General features: G+C 72.0%; 24 protein-coding genes and 2 pseudogenes. 11 read left to right on the top strand and 15 right to left on the bottom strand.

From position 1 onward, the window contains the following. The first annotated feature begins 43 nt into the window (after positions 1-43). Positions 44-1,741 (top strand): SdrD B-like domain-containing protein, encoded by a 1,698-nt coding sequence (locus HCJ94_RS04105; RefSeq protein ID WP_167999600.1) that lies wholly within the window; start codon positions 44-46, stop codon positions 1,739-1,741. Positions 1,742-1,796: 55 nt separating this feature from the next. On the opposite strand, the gene HCJ94_RS04100 is transcribed toward HCJ94_RS04105, so the two are convergent. Continuing rightward, positions 1,797-2,288, bottom strand: a complete 492-nt coding sequence (locus tag HCJ94_RS04100) for an NUDIX domain-containing protein (RefSeq protein WP_167999599.1) — start codon at positions 2,286-2,288, stop codon at positions 1,797-1,799. A 98-nt stretch (positions 2,289-2,386) separates the two neighbouring features. Between HCJ94_RS04100 and HCJ94_RS04095 the strand changes: the two genes are divergently transcribed. After that, on the top strand, positions 2,387-4,021 hold the full coding sequence (locus HCJ94_RS04095; protein WP_205800651.1) for a fatty acid--CoA ligase: 1,635 nt from the start codon (positions 2,387-2,389) through the stop codon (positions 4,019-4,021). Positions 4,022-4,195: 174 nt separating this feature from the next. Here the strand turns inward: HCJ94_RS04095 and HCJ94_RS04090 are convergent, their stop codons facing one another. Continuing rightward, positions 4,196-5,221, bottom strand: coding sequence for an NADPH:quinone reductase (locus HCJ94_RS04090; protein ID WP_167999597.1), 1,026 nt, complete (start codon positions 5,219-5,221; stop codon positions 4,196-4,198). 209 nt (positions 5,222-5,430) lie between these two features. Between HCJ94_RS04090 and HCJ94_RS04085 the strand changes: the two genes are divergently transcribed. Further along, positions 5,431-5,619 (top strand): hypothetical protein, encoded by a 189-nt coding sequence (locus HCJ94_RS04085; protein ID WP_167999596.1) that lies wholly within the window; start codon positions 5,431-5,433, stop codon positions 5,617-5,619. A gap of 157 nt (positions 5,620-5,776) precedes the next feature. Here HCJ94_RS04085 and HCJ94_RS04080 read toward each other — a convergent pair whose 3' ends face one another. The 3 genes from HCJ94_RS04080 to HCJ94_RS04070 all read right to left on the bottom strand — a co-directional run bounded on the left by HCJ94_RS04080 (position 5,777) and on the right by HCJ94_RS04070 (position 8,208). After that, positions 5,777-6,430: an HAD family hydrolase gene (locus tag HCJ94_RS04080; protein WP_167999595.1), complete on the bottom strand. Its 654-nt coding sequence runs from the start codon at positions 6,428-6,430 to the stop codon at positions 5,777-5,779. A 75-nt stretch (positions 6,431-6,505) separates the two neighbouring features. Beyond that, a complete protein-coding gene (locus HCJ94_RS04075) occupies positions 6,506-7,363 on the bottom strand; it encodes an SCO6745 family protein (protein WP_167999594.1) in 858 nt (285 codons plus the stop codon). Between the two features lie 143 nt (positions 7,364-7,506). Then, a complete protein-coding gene (locus HCJ94_RS04070) occupies positions 7,507-8,208 on the bottom strand; it encodes an FKBP-type peptidyl-prolyl cis-trans isomerase (protein WP_309227142.1) in 702 nt (233 codons plus the stop codon). Between the two features lie 88 nt (positions 8,209-8,296). On the opposite strand from HCJ94_RS04070, the gene HCJ94_RS04065 reads away from it, so the two are divergent. Next, a complete protein-coding gene (locus tag HCJ94_RS04065) occupies positions 8,297-8,689 on the top strand; it encodes a PPOX class F420-dependent oxidoreductase (protein ID WP_167999592.1) in 393 nt (130 codons plus the stop codon). 14 nt (positions 8,690-8,703) lie between these two features. Here the strand turns inward: HCJ94_RS04065 and ku are convergent, their stop codons facing one another. Continuing rightward, on the bottom strand, positions 8,704-9,717 hold the full coding sequence (gene ku / locus HCJ94_RS04060) for a non-homologous end joining protein Ku (RefSeq protein WP_167999591.1): 1,014 nt from the start codon (positions 9,715-9,717) through the stop codon (positions 8,704-8,706). 85 nt (positions 9,718-9,802) lie between these two features. On the opposite strand from ku, the gene ligD (HCJ94_RS04055) reads away from it, so the two are divergent. Continuing rightward, positions 9,803-10,744: a non-homologous end-joining DNA ligase gene (gene ligD, locus HCJ94_RS04055; protein ID WP_167999590.1), complete on the top strand. Its 942-nt coding sequence runs from the start codon at positions 9,803-9,805 to the stop codon at positions 10,742-10,744. Continuing rightward, entirely contained in the window at positions 10,734-11,645 is a 912-nt protein-coding gene (gene ligD / locus HCJ94_RS04050) for a non-homologous end-joining DNA ligase (protein ID WP_167999589.1), read from the top strand. Before ligD (HCJ94_RS04055) ends, ligD (HCJ94_RS04050) begins: the two co-directional genes overlap by 11 nt. A gap of 30 nt (positions 11,646-11,675) precedes the next feature. On the opposite strand, the gene HCJ94_RS04045 is transcribed toward ligD (HCJ94_RS04050), so the two are convergent. Continuing rightward, positions 11,676-12,812, bottom strand: coding sequence for a hypothetical protein (locus tag HCJ94_RS04045; RefSeq protein WP_167999588.1), 1,137 nt, complete (start codon positions 12,810-12,812; stop codon positions 11,676-11,678). Between the two features lie 128 nt (positions 12,813-12,940). Here HCJ94_RS04045 and HCJ94_RS30720 point away from each other — a divergent pair. Next, positions 12,941-13,222: pseudogene (locus HCJ94_RS30720) on the top strand (TIGR03089 family protein); the annotation flags it as partial. 27 nt (positions 13,223-13,249) lie between these two features. On the opposite strand, the gene HCJ94_RS30715 reads toward HCJ94_RS30720, so the two are convergent. Further along, complete coding sequence (locus tag HCJ94_RS30715; protein ID WP_255480972.1) at positions 13,250-13,375, bottom strand: hypothetical protein; 126 nt, start codon at positions 13,373-13,375, stop codon at positions 13,250-13,252. 254 nt (positions 13,376-13,629) lie between these two features. On the opposite strand from HCJ94_RS30715, the gene HCJ94_RS04040 reads away from it, so the two are divergent. Then, positions 13,630-14,595, top strand: a complete 966-nt coding sequence (locus HCJ94_RS04040; protein WP_167999587.1) for a zinc metalloprotease — start codon at positions 13,630-13,632, stop codon at positions 14,593-14,595. A 179-nt stretch (positions 14,596-14,774) separates the two neighbouring features. Here HCJ94_RS04040 and HCJ94_RS04035 read toward each other — a convergent pair whose 3' ends face one another. Then, a complete protein-coding gene (locus HCJ94_RS04035) occupies positions 14,775-15,038 on the bottom strand; it encodes a hypothetical protein (RefSeq protein WP_167999586.1) in 264 nt (87 codons plus the stop codon). Further along, positions 15,035-15,244: pseudogene (locus HCJ94_RS04030) on the bottom strand (DivIVA domain-containing protein); the annotation flags it as partial. The gene HCJ94_RS04035 and the pseudogene HCJ94_RS04030, both read right to left, overlap by 4 nt. A gap of 119 nt (positions 15,245-15,363) precedes the next feature. Here HCJ94_RS04030 and HCJ94_RS04025 point away from each other — a divergent pair. Beyond that, positions 15,364-15,591, top strand: a complete 228-nt coding sequence (locus HCJ94_RS04025; protein ID WP_309227138.1) for a winged helix-turn-helix domain-containing protein — start codon at positions 15,364-15,366, stop codon at positions 15,589-15,591. Between the two features lie 33 nt (positions 15,592-15,624). Here the strand turns inward: HCJ94_RS04025 and HCJ94_RS04020 are convergent, their stop codons facing one another. The 4 genes from HCJ94_RS04020 to HCJ94_RS04005 form a co-directional block, all read right to left on the bottom strand. Then, entirely contained in the window at positions 15,625-16,026 is a 402-nt protein-coding gene (locus tag HCJ94_RS04020) for a type II toxin-antitoxin system VapC family toxin (RefSeq protein ID WP_167999585.1), read from the bottom strand. Next, positions 16,023-16,268, bottom strand: coding sequence for a FitA-like ribbon-helix-helix domain-containing protein (locus tag HCJ94_RS04015; protein ID WP_167999584.1), 246 nt, complete (start codon positions 16,266-16,268; stop codon positions 16,023-16,025). Before HCJ94_RS04015 ends, HCJ94_RS04020 begins: the two co-directional genes overlap by 4 nt. Before the next feature lie 307 nt (positions 16,269-16,575). Continuing rightward, positions 16,576-16,971 (bottom strand): type II toxin-antitoxin system HicB family antitoxin, encoded by a 396-nt coding sequence (locus tag HCJ94_RS04010; RefSeq protein WP_167999583.1) that lies wholly within the window; start codon positions 16,969-16,971, stop codon positions 16,576-16,578. A gap of 68 nt (positions 16,972-17,039) precedes the next feature. Then, on the bottom strand, positions 17,040-17,231 hold the full coding sequence (locus HCJ94_RS04005) for a type II toxin-antitoxin system HicA family toxin (RefSeq protein ID WP_167999582.1): 192 nt from the start codon (positions 17,229-17,231) through the stop codon (positions 17,040-17,042). A 73-nt stretch (positions 17,232-17,304) separates the two neighbouring features. On the opposite strand from HCJ94_RS04005, the gene HCJ94_RS04000 reads away from it, so the two are divergent. Next, a complete protein-coding gene (locus HCJ94_RS04000) occupies positions 17,305-17,538 on the top strand; it encodes a hypothetical protein (RefSeq protein ID WP_240943909.1) in 234 nt (77 codons plus the stop codon). Positions 17,539-17,611: 73 nt separating this feature from the next. On the opposite strand, the gene HCJ94_RS03995 is transcribed toward HCJ94_RS04000, so the two are convergent. Next, on the bottom strand, positions 17,612-19,291 hold the full coding sequence (locus HCJ94_RS03995; protein WP_167999581.1) for a DNA repair helicase XPB: 1,680 nt from the start codon (positions 19,289-19,291) through the stop codon (positions 17,612-17,614). A gap of 174 nt (positions 19,292-19,465) precedes the next feature. Between HCJ94_RS03995 and HCJ94_RS03990 the strand changes: the two genes are divergently transcribed. Further along, positions 19,466-20,344: a L,D-transpeptidase family protein gene (locus HCJ94_RS03990; RefSeq protein WP_167999580.1), complete on the top strand. Its 879-nt coding sequence runs from the start codon at positions 19,466-19,468 to the stop codon at positions 20,342-20,344.

The following is a 20,344-nucleotide window of genomic DNA, read 5'->3' as shown; positions in this document are numbered from 1 at the left end:
GAGGAGCCGTCACGGGGCGGCCTCCTGCTATCGAGGGACGTGCATGCGTCAACCATCCCTGCGCCGGTCGGTCCGGGCCGGCGTCGCCCTGCTCACCCTGCTCACCGCGGCGGTCGCCGCATCGCCGGCGGTGGCCGCGCCGGTGCCCGCGGAGACCGCGCCCAGCGCGGACCTGCGGGTCGAGCTGACCGCCAGCACCACCATCATCCGGCCCGAACGGGCACAGGTGGTCCTCGACATCGCTGTCGACAACATCGGCGCCGCGCCGGCGGACGACGTCCGGCTCGCGCTGAAGCTTCCCTCCGGCGGCTTCATCGGTGGCGAGCCGTCCTGGCCGTGGCAGTGCGACTACACCACCCACGTCTGCGTCGTGACCGACGGTCCGTTGCCGGCCGGCGGTGCGGCCCCGCTGAACCTGCACCTCGAGCTCCCGGTGGCCAACGAGGGTGCCACGGCCACTCTCGGGGCGACCGTCTCGACGAGTTCCACCGAGGCGACCACGCGCAACAACAGCGACACGGCCAAGACGACCTACGCCGAGATCTCCGACCTCAGCCTGTTCCCCGGTGAATACGACATCGCCCTGCCGCTCGAGGGCGGGCCGGTGCAGCCGACGTTCCGGGCCGAGAACCGCGGAACCGAGGCCGCCGAGGACGTCAAGCTGGTGGTCGACCTCCCGGCCGGCGTGACGCTCGACGGCACGCCCGGCGAGACCTGGTTCCCGGAACCCTGGCGGTGCGGCGTCACCGGGGCGCGGGTGGAGTGCACCCTGTCCCGACTGGTGCCGGGTGAGTCCTCGTCCGTCGCCATCCCGGCGCGGGTCGGGCCGGGGACGGCGGACGAGACGTTCGCCATCCGGGGTAGCGTCACCACCGCCAGCCCGGAGTGGCAGACGGACTTGAGCAACCAGGCCGAGGTCACGTACCGCTACGCGGCTCCGCCGGTGGAGCCGGCGGACATCGCCGTCACCAACGTCGTCCTCCTGGACGAGGAGGTCGGTCCGGGCGACGCCGTGGAGATCGGCGTGGTGGTGGAGAACCTCGCGGACGGGCCGGCGCGGGACGTCCGCGTACGGCTGGCCCTGGCGCCCACCGTCCGTCCCACCGAGGGCGGCGCAGGTGGCACGGACTGGGCCTGCCAGTCCGGCCAGGACGCGGAGACCGGCGTCTGGTACTGGGAGTGCGCCCACCCGTCGGTGGAGCGGTACCAGTACCACTACCTCCCGCTCTCGGTCACCTTCGGCGCGGGCACGCCGGCGGGCCAGTTCGTCGCCACCGCCACCGTGACGTCGAACAACGACGACGTGAACCAGGCGAACAACTCCCGGCAGGCGGCCACGACCTACCGCCCGCAGGGCACGATCACGGGCACCGCCTGGTACGACGAGGACCGCGACGGCCAGCGCGACGCCGGGGAGCGGCCGGTCACCTACGACCCGGAGGTGAACCCGCTGACGTTCATCCCCGAGGGCGGCGACTGGGTCGGCGCCCCGACCACCAGCGTCTCGACGGCCGACGGCACGTACACGCGCGCACTCGCGCCCGGCCGGTACGTCGTCCGGGCCGGTCTGCGGTACGGCTGGACGGTCACCACGCCCGACGTCGGTGACGACGCCACCGACTCGGACTTCACGCTGGTGCCCTCCTCCCCGTACAACGCCCCGTACGCGGAGAGTGTGGTGGTCGAGGTCACCGACGGTGGCGCGGTGACCCTCGACGTCGGGGTGGTCCCCACGGCGTAGGCCGCGCCCCCAGTGACACGGGCCCCGGGTGCTCCCCGGACACCCGGGGCCCGCATCACTTCAGGATCAGGCGGTTGGTCTGCTCGAAGACGTCCAGGTCGGCCAGGGTCTCCGGGACGCTGGCCGACAACGGGCTGGGCAGGTGGGTGCGGTCGAAGAAGCCGGCGTCGGTGGTCTCGTCGGTGATCCGGGCCAGCTCTCCGTCCCACTCCTCCACCCGGAACGCCGTGGTGAAGATCTGGTACGTGTGCCCGTACATGTTGGTGTGGGTGCGGTCCGGGCCGGTGTAGAGGGCGAACGCGCTGACCCGCAGCGCCCGGAGCCCGGTCTCCTCGCGGACCTCACGGACGGCGCAGTCGGCGATCGACTCGCCCAGTTCCATCGCCCCGGCCGGCATGGCCCACTGGCCGTTGTCGGAGCGCTGGATCAGCAGGACGCGGCCGGCGTTGTCCCGGACCACCGCGCGGGCGCCGACGAACATCAGCGTCCGGTCGCCGGCGAGGGCGCGCAGCTGCCCGACGTACGAGTCTGCCCAGGAGATGCTCACCCGGACAATTTACGCAGCTTCCATCGAGCGGTCCGGAGATCCGGGGTTCCCAAGCTGTGACTGCCGACACTAGCTTGTTACTCATGCGTAGCACGATGATGGACGCCCCCCTCCAGATCTCCCGGATCCTCGACCACGGCTCCACCGTGCACGGCACCGCCGAGGTGGTCACCTGGACCGGAGCCGAGCCACGCCGGATGACGTACGCCGAGGTCGGCCGCGCGGCCGCCCGGCTGGCCCACGCCCTGCGCGACGAGTGCGGCGTGACCGGCGACGAGCGCGTCGCCACCTTCATGTGGAACAACGCCGAGCACCTCGTGGCGTACTTCGCCGTGCCGAGCATGGGCGCGGTGCTGCACACCCTCAACATCCGCCTCTTCCCCGACCAGGTGGCGTACATCGCCAACCACGCCGAGGACCGGGTGGTGCTGGTCGACTCGACGCTGATTCCCCTGCTCGCGAAGGTCATCGGTGACATGACCACGGTCCGGCACGTGGTGGTGGCCGGTGGCGGCGACCCGGCGCCGCTGGTGGCGGCGGCCGGCGACCGGATCTCCGTACACCACTGGGACGCCCTGCTGGACGGCCGGCCGGACACCTACGACTGGCGCGAGGTGGACGAGCGCGACGCGGCCGCCCTCTGCTACACCTCCGGGACCACCGGCAACCCCAAGGGCGTCGCCTACTCGCACCGCTCGATCTACCTGCACTCGCTCCAGGTCTGCACGCCCGAGGGCTTCGGTCTCGGCCCGACCGACCGGACGCTGGCGATCGTGCCGATGTTCCACGCGATGTCCTGGGGCCTGCCGTACGCGGCTCTGTTCTCCGGCGCGTCGCTGATCATGCCGGACCGGTTCCTCCAGGCCGCGCCGATCGCCGAGATGATCATCGCCGAGCACCCCACCCTGGCCGGCGCCGTGCCGACCATCTGGAACGACCTGCTGGCGTACCTGGACAGCCACGAGGTGGACACCTCCTCGCTGGCGGAGGTGATCGTCGGCGGTTCGGCCTGCCCGCCGGCGCTGATGCACGCGTTCGAGGAGCGCCACGGCATCCGGGTCATCCACGCCTGGGGCATGACCGAGACGTCGCCGCTCGGCTCGGTGGCCCGCCCGCCGGCCGGGGCGAGCGGCGAGGACGCGTGGCGGTACCGCTACACCCAGGGCCGGGTCCCCGCCGGGGTCGAGGCGCGGATCGTCGGCCCGCTGGCCGAGCCGCTGCCCGCCGACGGGACGTCCGTGGGCGAGCTGGAGGTCCGCGGGCCGTGGGTGACCGGGCGGTACGTCGGCGACGAGACCCCGGACGAGGAGAAGTTCCGCGACGGCTGGCTGCGGACGGGCGACGTCGGCACCCTCTCGCCGGACGGCTACATCACGCTGACCGACCGCGCCAAGGACGTCATCAAGTCCGGCGGCGAGTGGATCTCCTCCGTGGAGCTGGAGAACGCGCTGATGGCCCATCCGGACGTGGTCGAGGCGTGCGTGGTGGGCGTGCCGGACGAGCGGTGGGGCGAGCGCCCGCTGGCGACCGTGGTGCTCCGCGAGGGCGCCGGCGTCGGTGCCCAGGAGCTGCGGGACTTCCTCGCCGCGTCGGTGGCCCGCTGGCAGTTGCCGGAGCGGTGGGCCGTGATCGACGCCGTGCCGAAGACCAGCGTGGGGAAGTTCGACAAAAAGGTCGTCCGGTCCCGGTACGCCGAGGGCGGCCTGGAAGTTCGCGAACTGGCGGCGCCGTAACGTTTTGCGGCGCACCATCGCCTCTGGGGGTAGGGCTCTTTCGAGACATCCCTCCCCAAGGGCGGCCCCGGCGTTCGCACCGCGCCGGGGCCGCCCGTCCATGCGGGGCTACCCGCACCGTCATTCTTGCGAGACTTGTTCGCCTCTGTCCCGGCTATGGGAAAAACTGCCAGCTCAGGCGGGTTGCTCGTCCCCGGCGGCGGTGATCAGCACCTTGCCGACGGCACCGTCCTCCACCGCCTTGTGCGCTGCCGCCGCCGCGCCCAGCGAGTAGTGGTGCAGCGGAAGCCCCGCCTCCTCACCCACCCGGATGGCGCCCTGCGCGACCGCCGCCGAGACGTCCGTGACCGCCTGCGCCTTCGCCGCCTTCGGCTCGGTGTAGACCAGCACGAACTGCCAGCGGGCGTTCGGCACCATGAGCGGCCGGATCGGCAGGGTCACCTCGGCGCCGCCGTCGTCGGCGTACACGCAGACCGCCCCGCCGGGCCGCAGCAACTGCACGTCGGTCGCGGCGTTGCGCGCGGCGGAGACCTCGACGATCGTGTGCACCCCGTCGGGCGCGATCTTGCGGACCTCCTCGACCACGTCCTGCTCGCGGTAGTTGACCACGAAGTCCGCTCCGGCGGCCGCCGCCAGCTGCGCCTTCTCGGCGCTGCTCACCGTCGCGATCACGCACGCGTCGGCCCAGCGGGCGAGCTGGATCGCCGCATTGCCGACCGCCCCCGCGCCGCCCTGCACCAGCACGGTGTGGTCGCTCAACGCACCCGCGTGCAGCTTGTCCGGCATGTACTCGCCGGCGGTCAGGCAGCGGTGCGCCGTCAGGAAGGGGATGCCCAGGCACGCGCCCAGGTCGAACGAGGCGCTGCCGAGGCGTACCGCGTGACGGACCGGGACCACCGTGTACTCGGCGGCCGTGCCCCAGGGCCGCTGCCAGGCCGCCTCCCACAGCCAGACGCGCGCGCCGATCAGGATCTGGTCGACGCCCTCGCCGACCGCCTCGATCACCCCCGCGCCGTCCTGCCCGGGGATCTGCCAGCCGGCCGGCAGCGGCCACTGCCGTCGCGCCTTCCAGTCCGTCGGGTTCACCCCGGAGACCGCCATCCGGACCAGCACCTCACCGGGCCCGGGCTCCGGCACCGGCCGGTCGATCAGTTGCAGCACCGAGGCGTCGCCGGTGCGCTCGTACACGATCGCCTTCATCCCCGTCTCCTCACCCACGCCGCGCGCGACCCGCCGCCGGCTGCCGTACCCGGCCGCTCCCCGCTCATGCCGGCTCCTCCGGACGCGGCCGGTGCGGGGCGCGGCCACCCGGCGGGTCCACGGGAGTCGCCGGCGCCTGAGCGCCCGGAGACCGATCCCCGCAGCCCCGGAAACCGTACAACGGGGTAGTCGGCGGGAGGGATGGGGCCATGCGACACGAGGTGCTGGAGAAGGACGCGGAACCTGCCTGTACCGGGCGGCCGGCGGACCGGGACGCGGGGCCGGCCCGGACGCCGGCGACGACCACCGGCGGGCGGCGCGCGGAGGGCGGCGGGTGGGGCGCCGGCCGCCCGCCACGCCGGTTCCTGCCCCGGTCGAGCCGGAGCCGTTCGGTCTGACGGTGCCACGGTCCGCCGGACCGAGATCGCCACCCGCGTCGCCGACGGGTTGACCGGCGCCGGCTGGACCGTCACCGACGTCACCAGCCCCGACGGCCCGGTGCCGCTGGTCGGCTGACCGCCCACCCCGCCTGACCCGCCGGCTGGCCGTCACCGGTCAGCCGAGCCGCGCCACGACCTCCGGCGTCAGCTCGCCGATCGACCCCAGCACCACCGCCGCGAGCCGCTCCGCGTCCGGGTCCAGCGGGTACGCCCCGTGCGGCACCGCCACCACCGCCATGCCGGCGGCGGCCGCCGAGCGCACGCCGTTGGACGAGTCCTCCACCGCCACGCAGCGGGCCGGACCGACGCCCAGCCGCCCGGCGACCGCGAGGTACACGTCCGGTGCCGGTTTCCCCTGCGCGGTCTCCTCCGTCGACAGCGTCGCGCCGAACACGTCGGTGAGGCCCGTCGCGGCGAGCGCCGCCGCGATCAACCGGGTCGGGGACGAACTGGCCAGCCCCAGGGGCCACCGCCCGGCCATCCGGCGCACGACCTGGTCGGCCCCGTCGATCAGGGGTACGCGCTCCGCGTACCGCCGGGTCATCTCCTCGACCACCTCGGTGGCGACCTGCTCGGGCGTCCGGTCGACGCCCAGCTCCCCGCTGAGGTAGCGGGACCACTCGCCGGTGCTCATGCCCATCAGCCGGCGCTGCGTGTCCGCCTGCCAGGTGCCGCCGTGCGCCGCCACGTACGCCCGCCGGACCTCCTCCCAGACCGGCTCCGAGTCCACGATCACGCCGTCCAGGTCGAAGATCACCGCATCCGCCACGTACCCATCCTGCCGGACGGGCGGTCGCGGTGCCCGCGCCCGGCCGGGCCGGCTCCGCCGTGCCGCGTCGTGACCTCAGCCCTGCATCGCCGGCAGGCCGATCGGGCTGCCCGCCGGGATGACGGTGTGCGCGGCGCGGGCGATCGGGTCGAGCAACTCGCGCAGCCGCTCGGTGCGGTCCGGGCCGAGCGCCCGCCACGGGCGGGCGGCCGCGTCGTCGGTGGCGTCCTCGACGGCGCGGAAGCCCGCGCGGCCGTGCTCGGTCGGCTCGCCGTCCGGCGTCAGCCAGCCCCGCTCGGCGAGCCGGCCGCGCGCCGCCGCCCACTGCTCCTCGGTCCAGCCCCGGCCCAGCAGGTTGACCGGCGACATGTCCACGGCGACCCGCCAGGACAGCGTCTCCACCGGGTCCAGGTCGGCGGCGACCAGCGCGGCGATGTGCCCGTCGCCCCGGTGCTCCCGCAGCGTGGTGGCGGCCTGCCAGAGCCGGGCGAGCGGGTACTCGCCGCGGGGCAGCGCCGCGTTGGCCGCCCCCAGCACACGGCCGGCCACCTCGATCTCGGCCGCGGCGGCCTCCAGCAGGTCGGCGGCCTCGGCGAGGTGCGACTCGGGCAGCTCGTACGTCAGCTCGGCGAGCGCCTGCACGGCGCCGGTCAGCCGGGCCCGCAGCGCCTCCGCCGGGCTGGCCAGCTTCCACACCGCCGGCAGGGCGCGCTGCACCATGTGCGGGGCGAAGCTGTAGAAGGCGGCGACCACCGGCGCCGGTTCGGTGGGGCCGAGCGGGGCGGCCCGCCCGGCGAAGTAGCCCCGCCAGTAGCCGCGCAGCCCGACCGCCTCGTACGCCGCCCGGGCGCGCGGATGGAAGTAGGTGACGGCGTGCGCCGGCTCGAAGTGGGTCCACATCAAGCGGGCGGTCCGCCTCGCGTCGTCCGTCACGTGCACCTCCGCGGTCCGGTGGTCACCCCGGGACGGCGGACGCCCCAGGGTGACGCTGAACCTACTGCCGGCGGGTGACGGCCCGGAAGCCCTCTGTGGGCAACTGCATCAATCCGGGACGGCATCCCGGACGATCCGCCCGGTCACTGGGCGGCCAGCACGTCCACGACGAAGCGCAGCGGGCCGGTCGGCGCGCCGGCGGGCGGGTTGGCGCCGTACGCCAGCTCGGTCGGGATGTCCAGCTGCACCCGGCTGCCCACGGTCACGCCGACCAGGCCCTGGTCCCAGCCGGGGATGACCTGCCCGACGCCGATCGGGAAGCTCGCCGGCTCGCCCCGCTTCCAGGAGGAGTCGAACTCCTTGCCGTCGGCGTAGAAGACGCCCACGTAGTTGGTGGTGATGGTCTGCCCGGTCTTCACCTCGGGGCCGGTGCCCTTGATCAGCGGGGTGACGACGAGCTTCTTGAGGTCGCCCTTGCCCGCCTCGACGACCGGCCTGGTGTTGAGCGCCGGGTCGGCGCCGGCCGGCAGCGGGGCGCCCGCACCGCCGGCGGCCGGCGCGGAGGCACTCGCCGACGGGGTGCCGGCCGCCTGGTCCGCCTCGTCCCCGCCGCGCCCGACCAGCACGAACACGGTGATCAGCACCGCCACCACGGCGACGCCGGCGAGCCCCCCGGCCCAGGCCTGCCGGCGGCGCTTCGCCTCGGCGGCCTTCTGCGCGGCGAGCTGGGCGGCCAGCCGCCGCTCCGACTTCTGGGACCGGTTCTGCGTACGCTCGCTCACGGCGTCGACTCCCTGCTCGAGGTGGTGGCCGGCACCGGGTGCCGGGGGAAGGCCGACGCACACGGTACCCGCCCGGATCCCCGGTGTGCAGGCGTCGGGTGCGCGGGCGATCACCGGGCCGCTGTCGGCAGGCGCCGGTAACGTCACGAACATGGCGATCCTCACCGACGAAGACGTTGCCCTGCTCGCCGAGCCGCAGCTCGCCCACGTCGCGACCGTCGAGGTCGACGGCACCCCGCACGTCACACCCGTCTGGGTCGACACGGACGGGGAGAACATCATCTTCAACACCGCCAAGGGCCGGGTGAAGTACGAGAACATCCGGCGCAACCCGATGGTCGCGGTGTCGGTGGCCGACAAGGAGAACGACTTCCGGACCCTGTGGGTGAAGGGCACCGCCGAGCTGGTCGAGGAGGGCGCCGACGAGCACATCGATCGGATGGCGCAGAAGTACCTGGGGCAGGAGACGTACCCGTTCCGCCAGCCCGGCGAGGAGCGGGTGATCGTGAGGATCCGCCCGACGCACAAGCTCGGCCGGGGCTGACGCGGCCCCGCCCCTCAGGCGGTCTTGCGGGCGGCCTTCTTCGGGGCGGCCTTCTTGGCCGGCGCCTTCTTCGCCGGTTCGGCCTTCTTCTCCGCCGTCTTCTTGGCGGCGGCCTTCTTCGGGGCCGCCTTCTTCTCGGCGGCCTTCTTCGCCGGGGCCTTCGCGGCCTTCTTCTCGGCCGCCTTCTTCTGCGCCGAGCGCGCCGCCGAGATCGGGGTCGGCTCGCCCGCGCCGCGGGCCGGCGCCTCGCCGCGGGCCGCCTTGGCCCGCTCGACGGACGCCTTCAGCGCGGCCATCAGGTCCACCGCCGCCGCCGGGGCCTCCTCGACCTCCTCCGGCTGGACCACCTCCCGGCCCTCCACCTTCGCGTCGATGACCTCCTGCAACGCGGCCCGGTAGTCGTCCGTGAAGGCGTCCGGCTGGAAGTCGCCGGCCATCGAGTCGATCAGTGAGCTGGCCATCGCCAGCTCCGGCGGCCGGACCTTCAGGTCCTCGTCGAGGAAGCCGAAGTCCGGCGTACGGATCTCGTCGGGCCACAGCATGGTGTTGAGCAGCAGCACGCCCTGGTGGACCCGGAGCGTCGCGAGCTGTTCCCGCTGGCGGATCGCCACCTTGACGATGGCCACCCGCTCCGAGTCGACGAGCGCGTCACGCAGCAGCACGTACGGCTTGGTGGCCGAGCCCTCCGGCTCCAGGAAGTACGACTTGGCGTAGAGGATCGGGTCGACCTGCTCGGCGGGGACGAACTCCAGTACGTCGATCGCCCGCGAGGTGCTCAGCGGCAGCTCGGCGAAGTCCTCGTCGGTGAGGATGACCATCTCGCCGCCGCCGATGTCGTACCCCTTGGCGATGTCGTCGTAGCTGACCTCCTCGCCACAGACCTGGCAGGTGCGCTTGTAGCGGATCCGGCCGCCGTCGTCCCGGTGGACCTGGTGGAAACGGATGTCCTTCTCCTCGGTGGCGGAGTACAGCTTGACCCCGATGGAGACCAGGCCGAACGACACGGCTCCCTTCCAGATGGCCCGCATCCTGCACTCCCTTCCCCGGTATCGACCATGCTCCCATCCGATCGAACCGGGCGCGAGGCGTTCCGCGTGCCACTACAGTCGGGTCGTGCCCGGCGCGCCGATCAAGCCGATGCTCGCGATGACCGGGCAGCTCCCGGCGGGTACCGGCTGGGCGTACGAGTTCAAGTGGGACGGGGTGCGGGCCCTCGCCGACGTCTCCGGCGGCCGGCAGCACCTGTACGCCCGCTCCGGCGTCGAGATCACCGCCGCGTACCCGGAACTCGCCACCCTGCACCGGCAGGTCGACGACGCGCTGCTCGACGGTGAGGTGGTGCTGCTCGGCGAGACCGGGCAGCCCTCCTTCACGGCCCTCGCCGAGCGGATGCACGTCCGGGACAAGAACAAGGCCGCGCGGCTGGCGGCGGTCATGCCCGTCACGTACATGATCTTCGACCTGTTGCGGCTGGACGGCGTCGACCTGACCGGCCGGCCCTGGGAGGAGCGGCGCGCGACCCTCGACGGGCTCGGCCTGGGCGGCGGGCGGTGGGCCGTACCCCCGGTCTTTCCCGACGGCCCGGCCACCTACCAGGCCGCGGGGGAGCACGGCCTGGAGGGGGTGATGGCTAAGCGGGTCGACTCGGTCTACCGGGCGGGCGTGCGCTCACCGGACTGGGTGAAGGTCAAGCTGGAGGTCACCGGCGACTTCGTCGTGGGCGGCTGGCGGCCGGGGGCGCGGAAGATCGGCGGGCTGCTGGTCGGGGTGCCCCGGCCGGACGGCCGGCTCACCTTCCGGGGCCGGGTCGGCGGCGGGATCGGCGCGGCCCTGGAGCGCGAGCTGCTGCGCGAGCTGGAACCGCTGCGCACCCCCGCGTCGCCGTTCGCCGGCGATGTGCCGCGCGAGGATGCCCGGGGCGCGATCTGGGTAACTCCCCGGGTCGTGGTGGAGGTCAAGTACGGTCAGCGCACCCCGGACGGGCGGCTGCGCTTCCCCCGGGTGCTGCGGCTGCGGCCCGACAAGCCCGCCGAGGAGGTCGAGGATGCCGGCTGAGCGGTTCCGGGTCGAGGTCGAGGGGCGCACGCTGGAGCTGTCCAACCTGGACAAGGTGCTCTACCCGGCGGCCGGGTTCACCAAGGGCGAGGTGATCGACTACTACACCCGGATCGCGCCCGTGCTGCTCCCGCATCTACAGGATCGGGCGCTCACCCGGATCCGCTACCCCAACGGGGTCGACGGCGGCTCCTTCTTCGAGAAGAACGCCCCGGCCGCCACGCCCGGCTGGGTGCGGACCGAGACGCTGCCCGCGCCCGGGTCCAGCAAGGGGCGGGAGACCATCGACTACGTGGTCGCCGACGACCTGCCCACCGTGGTGTGGCTCGCCAATCTCGCCGCGCTGGAGCTGCACACACCACAGTGGAAGATCGGTGAGCACCCGGACATGATGGTCGTCGACCTGGACCCGGGCGCGCCGGCGGCGCTGAAGCAGTGCTGCCAGGTGGCGCTGCTGATGCGCGACCGGCTCGCCGAGGACGGGATCGAGTCGTACCCGAAGACGTCGGGCAAGAAGGGCATGCAGCTCTGCTGCCCGATCGCCGGCACCCAGGACTCGGACGTCGTCTCCGGGTACGCCAAGCGGATCGCGCAGGATCTGGAGAAGGCGCACCCGAAGCTGATCGTGTCGAAGATGGCGAAGAACCTGCGGCCGGGCAAGGTCTTCATCGACTGGAGCCAGAACAACGCGGCGAAGACCACGGTGGCGCCGTACTCGCTGCGAGCCCAGTCGGTGCCGTCGGTGTCCACGCCACTGACCTGGGACGAGGTGGAGGCGGGGGCGGCGGGCAAGCGGCCGTCGACCAAGCCGTACACCGCGAGCGAGGTGCTCAAGCGGGTGGAGAAGTCCGGCGACCTGCTCGCCCCGCTCCTCGACGGGGGCCCCGAGCTGCCCGTCTGACGCCCGGCCGGCCCCGGCCGGCGTCTGTCGTCAGGCGGCCGGCCAGGTGGTGTACGAGATGCGGGCGTTCAGGTTGGCCGGCACGCCCCGCCAGGCGTAGCAGTTGACCCGGACGAACGTGTCCGTCGTGCCGGAGCGCCCCCAACCGGCCAGGACGCAGTGCCCCCGGCTCGGCTGGTCGTCGAAGTGCGGCAGGTGCGCGTTGACGAAGGCGGTGCCGAAGGGTGACCCGGTGCCCCGGAACGTCATCTCGTAGCGGCCGGTGCCGAGCAGCGTCCCTCGGGCACCGCCGTACGTGCCCAGCGGCGAGTTGTAGCTGTCGCCGCCGAGCACCCCGTCGCCCGCGTGCTCGCCGTAGAGCGTGCCGCTCGCGAAGCGGGGACCGGCCGCGTGGCCGAGCAGGTCGATCCGGACGCCGTAGGTGACCGTGAAACGGGCGTCGACCGGGATGCCGGCGGCGTTCGCGCAGCGGACGTGCCAGGAGTCCGGCCAGGAGATCTGGCAGTTCACGGCGCTGGTGCCGAGCGCGGTGACGTGTGTCATCGGGAAGTAGGGCTCCCCGTACTCGCTGGCTGGGTGCGGGTTCACGGAGAACTTGTAGTGGCCGGTCGCCCGCCGCTCGTACCGGATCTCGCCGCCGGTGGAGTCGTAGCGGTAGCTGGCCGGCAGGGTGCGCACCCCGCTGGGCACCGCCTGGTCGGTGACGAACCACGCCAGCCGGCCCTGGTGGATCTGCCTCCGGTTGGTGAAGGTCGCCACGAACCGGCTGTCGACGGCCGCGCCGGTCGCCGCGAAGCAACGCACCTGGATCAGCAGGTCCTCGCCGCCGAGCAGAGTCCGGTACCACCCGGCCACCGTGCAGTGCACCGGCCCGCCGCCGTACGCCACCACGTGCGCGACGCCACCGCTCGTCGCCGCGCCCTGCAACACCACCGTGTACGCCCCGGTCCCCGTACGCCGGACGACCACGTCCCCCTCGGTGGAGTTGGCGGTGTACGCGTTGGTCACCGTGTACTCGGCGGTGGTCGGCTGGTCCGCCCAAACGGTGGCGGTGACGATCGGGTTGATCTCGGGGAGCGGGTCCGCGCCGGCCGGCAGCGGCACGGCCAGCGCCGCACCGAAGAGCAGCGCGCTGATCCCCGCCGCGACCCATCCTCCAGCTCGCATGACAGCAGCCCCTCCCGCCCGGCCGGGTCGGTCCGTGGACATCGGACACTCGACCCGCCCACGAGTCTGGCAACCGCCGTCAACGTGGGGTCGTAGGCTGGGGCGCGGCCAGTCGAGGGGAGTGTGCGATGGCACCGGTTGACGCGACGCTGCCGGACGCGAGTGCCGGGACCGTGGGCGCGGCCGGTGAACCCGCGCTGCTCACCTGGCTCGACGGCGCGACCGGTGAGCGCGTCGACCTGACCGCGCCGGAGCTGGGCCGGTGGGCGGCCCGGTCGGCCGGCCTGCTGCGGGACGGGTGCGGGCTTGCTCCGGGCAGCCGGGTCGCGGTGCTGCTGCCGGCGCACTGGCGTACCGCCGCCGTTCTCCTCGGCGCGTGGGCGGTCGGGATGGCTGATCACCGCCGAGCAGGTGACCCGGGTGCTCTGACGCCTGGCTTACTGGAACAGCCGGCCGGGCCGTCTGGAGCGGCTCGGCTTGGTGACCACCGAATCCCTGCGCCGCCGGCGCACCATGATCGCGTTGGTGCCCTTTTTCAGCCCTTTGAGGATTCTGTCCTTCATCGAATGCCCTCTTCCCGGCGTACGCCAGATCGGAGATGTCGATTCCGGTATCGCCGCTCGCGTACCCCCGGAGGCGGCGGTCATGCGCCGGCCTCGGACCGGCCGCTCACCGGGTCGGTCCGGCGTTTCGTCTGCTCAGGGTCTGTTGCCGGACGGCAACCGCGTGTTCTCATACCGGAACGACGACGTCATCGACCTGGTCATGGCAACCCCGCGTCGACCCGCACCGGATACGTCCCCTGAAAGGTGCAACGATGCACAGAAGACCAACTTTCCGAGCGGCCGTCCTCGCCGCCACCGCGGCCACCTTCCTGGCGGGCGGTGGCACCTCCGGGGCGGTGGCCTCGGCAGCGCCGACGACCGCCTCCCCGGGTGTCGAGGCGTGCGAGCCGGGTGCCGACGAGCACAGCGTGGCGCGCGTCGCCGAGGGCGCCACCGCCAAAGAGCCGGAGCTGTACTCGAAGAACGAGGCCAACGCCTACGGCGTGATCAAGGACTCGCCGCGCCTGGCCAACGGCAGCGTCACCGTCCCCACGGTCTTCCACATGATCTCCGACCGCCCGCTCACCGCAACTGAGACGGCGCGTTGGAACACCATGATCGCGGACCAGATGGAGGTGCTCAACGACTCCTTCTCGGGTGCCACGGCGCCGGACGCCTCCGACACCCCGTTCCGCTTCGACCTGGTCGACACGACGTGGACGGTGAACAGCGACTGGTACACCGTCGTGCCGGGCAAGAACGAGCGGGACATGAAGGCGGCCCTCTACACCGGCGACGCCCGCACCCTGAACGTGTACGCGGCGAACATCGGCGGCGGGCTCCTCGGCTGGGCGTACTTCCCGAAGGGCTACAACAACGGCCGGGACTACATCGACGGCGTGGTGATCCTCGACGAGTCGATGCCGGGCGGCACGGCCGGGAAGTACGCGCTGGGTGACACGCTGACCCACGAGGTGGGGCACTGGCTGATGCTGGAGCACACCTTCGCGCACGGCTGCTCCGCCTCCGGCGACTACGTCGAGGACACGCCGCGCGAGGCGCACCCGCAGTTCAACTGCCCGGTCGGCGCGGACACCTGCGCCACGCCGGGTCTGGACCCGATCCACAACTTCATGGACTACACGCAGGACTCCTGCATGAACATGTTCACGCCGGGCCAGGCGGACCGGATGAGCGACGCCTGGGTGGCCTTCCGTTCTGGTGGCACCAAGAACTGACCGGCACGTATCGGGAGGGGTGGGCCGCACGCGAGCGGCCCGCCCCTCCCGCCCGTAGGTAGATCGACTCGACATCATTGAAGTCGGGCTGAAAACGTTCCGTGGACACCCCGACTCCAGTGATGTCGAGTCGATCAATGTGCCCGAGCCTGCCGTGGTCGCCGGGTCGGCTCCCCGGCTCAGCCGACGCGCGGCGGTAGCCGGCGCGAGCACGGCGCCAGGTGTTCGGCTGGCAGCGCACACCGCGCTCCGCCGGGCAGTGGCCGGTCGCAGAAAACCCAGTGGCGTACGTTCTGCTGGTCCTCCGCCGAGACGGTCACCCCGCCCGGCTCGACCCGGGCGCTGAGCCGGGCCAGCACCCGGGCAGCGGTACGGGCGAAGATCCGGGCGCGGTGGAGGTCGGGCGCGGTGACCGGCAGGTGGATCACCCAGCGGTCGGTCATCGGTAACGGTGGTTCGCCGACTGGGCGCTCTGCCACGCGCGCAGCGCGTTCTTGATCCGTACGTTCTCCTCCTGCATCGCGACCAGGGCGGTCTGCGCGGCGGTGAGTTCGTCGGCCACCTGGTGCAGGAAGGCGCGGATCTCGACCGGGTCGAGGCCGCGCCGGCGTACGTTGAAGCACCGCTCGCGGACCTGCCAGGGGCGTAGTCGCTGGGGCGGGCGGACTTCTGCCGGACGTGGTTTCTCACGCCGCCCCGCCCTGCCACCGCAGCCTCAATCGGCGGTACGGCAGCAGGGAGGGCCAACCGACTGCAAGGGGCCTTCACGTGCCGATTCCGCCGACCATGGACGAGTTGATCAAGGATCTGCTGAGGCGGATCGAGGTGGGCGAGTTCCAGCCCGGGTCGCAGATACCGTCCACTCAGGAACTGTCTGACCACTACGACGTGTCGGTGTCGACGATTCACCGTGCGGTGGCACGGCTGCGAGGGCAGGGTGTGCTGGTCGGCCGCCCGGGGCGCGGCGTCTTCGTTGCCGAGTCGAGGAAGCGCTGACCCTCCCGGTGGGAGTGGGCGCGGGCGCGCCCCTCAGCAGGCGGTGATCAGCTGAATCTCACAACGGACGCCGCTGGCTTTGGCGAGGCGACCATCACCGGTCACGAGTGGACACGCCATCAGTTCCGCAACCGCGACATACGTCGCGTCGTAGGCCGACAGGTTGCCGCGCAGTTGCCACATCCGATCGAGCAGCACCGAGGTGTCAACCTCGTCGATGACCAGCGACGGGAGCGTTTCGATCGCTTCCTGCGCCCGGGCGAGGCCGAGCTTGTTGCCGAGCACCTTGCCCCTGATCACGGACATGACCTCGACCAGGAGGTGGGTGGGAGCAGCCCAGTGCGGATCTCCGGTCAGAGCCGCCCGCGCCGCGTCGCCGACGGGTCCGTCGTCAACCAGAGCGTCGGCGAGTGTGGACGCGTCCACGACGATCACGCCGCGTCTCCCCGCTGCTCCCGCTGCTCCGTCAACTCGGCGGCACTCTCGCCCGGCAGGGAGCGGGTGCCGTCCGAGCGGCCGGCGAAGCGATCAAGGGCCGCCGTGTTGCGCAGGCGTCGGGCCTGCGTCTCCACCAGCTCCAGTAGGTACGCCTGAAGCGATTGCCCGCGCGCCTTGGCCTGGGCAGCCAAGGCATCCCGCACTTCTTCCGGCACGTCGCGGATCTGGAGAGCAACCATGCATTCATTATGCATGCAGAAGTGGCGCGCCGTAGTGCGGACGCCACGATCCGGCTCCATGCCGCCGGCATTGCGGTGTCCGGGCGGGCGGGATACCGCGATGCCGCCGGCATGGAGTCGATCAAGCCCGGTCAGTCGATCGTGGGCAGCTTCGGGCCGAGGATGTCGTCGGAGCCTGAAGGTTCCAGGTGAAGCGGAAGAGTGGCGCGGGCAGCAGATGCACCTCGTCGTAGATGACCAGACCCAAGTCGCGGGCACCGAACAGGTCCAGGTGGGTAAGGGCAACGCCCGTGCCACGAGGGCCGCATCAAGCGGCGGCGGTTTGCTGTTCCTGCTTGAGCGCGGCCTTCCTGCCCTTGCCGATTTTGCTGCTGGAGCCGCCGGCCGCAGCCTTCTTCGGCGCTAGCTGCGACACGCGCTGCGGGGAGATTCCAAGAAGCGCGCCCGCGTCGCGGACCGTGTAGCCCTTTGCCAGTAGTGCGCGTGCGGCGGTGACGGTTGCCTTTTCGGCGGACTCTTCGGCCTTGCGCAGGGCGCTGCGGGCCTTGCGGGCGCGGGTCACCTCTTGTGGCAGGTCGGGCTGTACGTCGACGTCGAAGCTCTGCGGGTCGACGTCGAGCATGAGGGCGATGGCTTCACGCGCCATCCCTTCAACCTGGTCGAGACGGCGAGCCTGAGAGAAAACGCCCTTGATCTCCGGCACGCTAATCGCCCACCAAGTGCCCGAGCGTACGCATCTGGCGGTGTACTTCATCGGCGAGGGCCCCCCTTTCACCACAAGCCCAGGGTGCGCAGGATACCCCGCGCGGTGAGTTCGTTGATCTCCTTATGTCGAGGTATGACCACGTTCTGCGAGCCGTACCTGTAGATCGTGTGGCTGCCACCCTCGCGGACCTTTTCGAAGGTCACGCCAGCGTCGGCAGCCGCCTTGCTGATCCTGTTGATCAGGTCAACCCGCTTCACGCGGCAAGTCTAGGGTACTAGATGCGGGTAGTAAAACGCTCTAGACTTTGAGTGATCGAAAGGAGGCCATGTGATGCAGGCGGGTTCCCGTCCCGATATCAGCCTTTACACCTACCGCGTCACCTGGTCCGTCGAGGACCACCAGTTCGTCGCTACCTGTGTCGAGTTCCCGTCCCTCGCCTGGCTGGCCCCCTCGCAGATTGAGGCGCTGCACGGCCTCCAGGAGTTGCTGCGTGACGTCGTCGCCGACATGGAGGAGCAGGGCGAACAGGTGCCCGAACCGCTTGCCGCCGGTCTTCGCCGATGAGTCGTTTCCGACATCAGCTCCAAAGGCAACGAGAGGGATCTGGGCGTGGAGGGCCCGCCGATCGTCGCGCCGATCAGTCGATCGTGGGGAGCTTCGGGCCGAGGACGTCGTCGGCGTCGACGATGGTGTACGCGTACCCCTGCTCGGCGAGGAAGCGCTGCCGGTGCGCCGCGTACTCGGTGTCGATCGTGTCCCGGGACACCACCGTGTAGAAGTGCGCCTGCCGGCCGTCGGCCTTCGGGCGGAGCACTCGGCCCAACCGCTGCGCCTCCTCCTGCCGCGACCCGAACGTGCCGGACACCTGGATCGCCACCGCCGCCTCCGGCAGGTCGATCGAGAAGTTGCCGACCTTCGAGATGACCAGCGTGCGCAGCTCACCCGAGCGGAACGCGTCGAACAGCCGCTCCCGCTCCTTGTTGGTCGTGGACCCCTGCACGATCGGCGCGTCCAGGTACTCGCCGAGCTGGTGCAACTGGTCGATGTACGCGCCGATGACGAGGACCTGCTCACCCGGGTGTCGCTCGACCAGCGCGCGAACCACCGGCAGCTTCGTGCGGGCGGTCGCCGCCATCCGGTAGCGCTCCTCAGCCTCCGCGGTCGCGTACGCCATCCGCTCCGCGTCGGTCAGCGTCACGCGTACCTCGGTGCACTCGGCCGGGGCGATCCAGCCCTGCGCCTCGATGTCCTTCCACGGCGCGTCGTACCGCTTGGGGCCGATCAGGCTGAACACGTCGCCCTCCCGGCCGTCCTCGCGTACCAATGTCGCGGTGAGGCCGAGCCGGCGGCGGGCCTGCAGGTCCGCCGTGAAGCGGAAGATCGGCGCCGGCAGCAGGTGCACCTCGTCGTAGACGACCAGGCCCCAGTCGCGGGCCCCGAACAGGTCCAGGTGGGTGAACGCGCCGCCGCGCCGCGAGGTGAGCACCTGGTACGTGGCGATGGTGACCGGGCGGATCTCCTTGCGCTCGCCCGAGTACTCGCCGATCTCCTCCTCGGTCAGCGACGTGCGGGCGATCAGCTCCCGCTTCCACTGCCGCCCGGCGACCGTGTTCGTGACCAGGATCAGCGTGGTCGCCTTCGCCTCGGCCATCGCCGCCGCGCCGACCAGCGTCTTGCCCGCGCCGCAGGGCAGCACGACGACACCCGAGCCGCCGGCCCAGAACGCCTCGACGGCCTCCCGCTGGTACGACCGCAGCGTCCACGGCTTCCGGCCGTCCTTGCCGGCCTCGGCCAGCTCGATCGGGTGGGCCTCGCCGTCGACGTACCCGGCCAGGTCCTCCGCCGGCCAGCCCAGCTTGAGCAGCGCCTGCTTGAGCCGCCCCCGCTCGGACGGGTGCACGGCGATCGTGTCGTCGTCGATCTTGTTGCCGAGCATGCCGGCGAGCTTCTTGCTCTTGGCGACCTCGACCAGGACCACCCGGTCCAGGGCACGCAGGACCAGGCCGTGCGCCGGGTCGTTGGCGAGCTGGAGGCGGCCGTACCGGTCCATCGTCTCGGCCACGTCGACCAGCAGCGCGTGCGGCACCGGGTAGCGGCTGTACTTGATCAGCGCGTCGACCACGGCCTCGGCGTCGTGGCCGGCGGCCCGCGCGTTCCACAGGCCCAGCGGCGTCAGCCGGTACGTGTGGACGTGCTCGGGAGAGCGCTCCAGCTCGGCGAAGGGGGCGATCGCCATCCGGCAGGCCTGCGCGTCCGGGTGGTCGATCTCCAGCAGCAGGGTTTTGTCCGACTGCACGATCAGGGGTCCACCACTCACTGAAGGCGCCTCTCTTCGATCTTCGGAGTCACCGCTGTACGCGGGCGACCTGCCGCTGGCCGACCATCCAGTGTTGCACGCACTCACGCGACGTGAGGAAAACGTGCATCCGGTGCAACCGTTGCGCCCATGCCGTACGTCTGTAGGGCAGACCACCGTCCCAGGGGAGGCGCCATGATCCAGTTCCGGCTCGCCAGCCGGCTCCTCGCCGTGGCGATGGTCACGCTGGTCGGCGCCGGCGCGTGCACGTTCGATCCGCAGGCCGAGGGCGGTGGGGGCGGGGGGCCCGTGCCGGTCGGAGCGGCGGAGCAACCATCGGGGGCGAGCGGTACGCCCGGGCCGGACCGGCCGGCCCCGGCGACGACATCGCCGAAGCCGAAGCCGAAGCCCACGACCCCCCGGTCGAGCCCGGCGGCCGAACCGGAGCCCAGCCGCACCTCGCCCCGGCCGAGCGGTTCACCCGCCGGCTGCCCGCAGGGCGAGCACCAGCGCCAGGTCGAGACGTACCTCGCCCGGCTGGGCGGTTTCGGGGCGGTGACCGTGGACGGCCGCCAGTCCGCCGCCGACTGCGCCGCCATCAAGCGGTTCCAGCGCAGGTACGACATCCGCTCCGCCACCGGCCGGGCCGGCCCGACCACGTACGACGTGGCGAAGCGGCTCGCCACCACCGACACCGACGTGTGCGGCGACCGTCCCGGGCTGACCTTCTGCGTCGACCTGACCCGGCAGACCACCTGGGTGATGCGCGACGGCCGGGTGATCGTCAAGCCGACGGTGACCCGCACCGGCATGGCCGGTTTCCGCACCCCGGCCGGCACGTTCACCATCGACCGCCGCAACCTGAAGGAGTGGTCCAACCCGTACGAGGTGTGGCTGCCGTACTGGCAGCACTTCACCCGGGGCATGGGCTTCCACGAGACCACGACCTACCTGCACGACGGGTCGATCGGCTCGCACGGATGCGTCAACCTGCTGCACTCCGACGCCGTCCGCTACTGGGAGCTCGGCCGGGTCGGCAGCCGCGTGGTGCTGGTCGGCAGCCGTTCCGGGTGA

The organism is Micromonospora thermarum (assembly GCF_012034245.1).
Lineage (GTDB): Bacteria > Actinomycetota > Actinomycetes > Mycobacteriales > Micromonosporaceae > Micromonospora > Micromonospora thermarum.
The sequence above is the reverse complement of the archived record's forward strand: the minus strand, read 5'-3'. Positions and strand labels throughout refer to the sequence as shown.

Bases quoted from the DNA above. Each gene is read 5' to 3' on its own strand.
- HCJ94_RS04105 (WP_167999600.1), top strand. From the start codon at position 44: ATGCGTCAACCATCCCTGCGCCGGTCGGTCCGGGCCGGCGTCGCCCTG.
- HCJ94_RS04095 (WP_205800651.1), top strand. From the start codon at position 2,387: ATGGACGCCCCCCTCCAGATCTCCCGGATCCTCGACCACGGCTCCACC.
- HCJ94_RS04090 (WP_167999597.1), bottom strand. From the start codon at position 5,221: ATGAAGGCGATCGTGTACGAGCGCACCGGCGACGCCTCGGTGCTGCAA.
- HCJ94_RS04085 (WP_167999596.1), top strand. From the start codon at position 5,431: ATGCGACACGAGGTGCTGGAGAAGGACGCGGAACCTGCCTGTACCGGG.
- HCJ94_RS04065 (WP_167999592.1), top strand. From the start codon at position 8,297: ATGGCGATCCTCACCGACGAAGACGTTGCCCTGCTCGCCGAGCCGCAG.
- ku (WP_167999591.1), bottom strand. From the start codon at position 9,717: ATGCGGGCCATCTGGAAGGGAGCCGTGTCGTTCGGCCTGGTCTCCATC.
- ligD (WP_167999589.1), top strand. From the start codon at position 10,734: ATGCCGGCTGAGCGGTTCCGGGTCGAGGTCGAGGGGCGCACGCTGGAG.
- HCJ94_RS04045 (WP_167999588.1), bottom strand. From the start codon at position 12,812: ATGCGAGCTGGAGGATGGGTCGCGGCGGGGATCAGCGCGCTGCTCTTC.
- HCJ94_RS30715 (WP_255480972.1), bottom strand. From the start codon at position 13,375: ATGAAGGACAGAATCCTCAAAGGGCTGAAAAAGGGCACCAACGCGATC.
- HCJ94_RS04040 (WP_167999587.1), top strand. From the start codon at position 13,630: ATGCACAGAAGACCAACTTTCCGAGCGGCCGTCCTCGCCGCCACCGCG.
- HCJ94_RS04035 (WP_167999586.1), bottom strand. From the start codon at position 15,038: ATGACCGACCGCTGGGTGATCCACCTGCCGGTCACCGCGCCCGACCTC.
- HCJ94_RS04015 (WP_167999584.1), bottom strand. From the start codon at position 16,268: ATGGTTGCTCTCCAGATCCGCGACGTGCCGGAAGAAGTGCGGGATGCC.
- HCJ94_RS04000 (WP_240943909.1), top strand. From the start codon at position 17,305: ATGCAGGCGGGTTCCCGTCCCGATATCAGCCTTTACACCTACCGCGTC.
- HCJ94_RS03990 (WP_167999580.1), top strand. From the start codon at position 19,466: ATGATCCAGTTCCGGCTCGCCAGCCGGCTCCTCGCCGTGGCGATGGTC.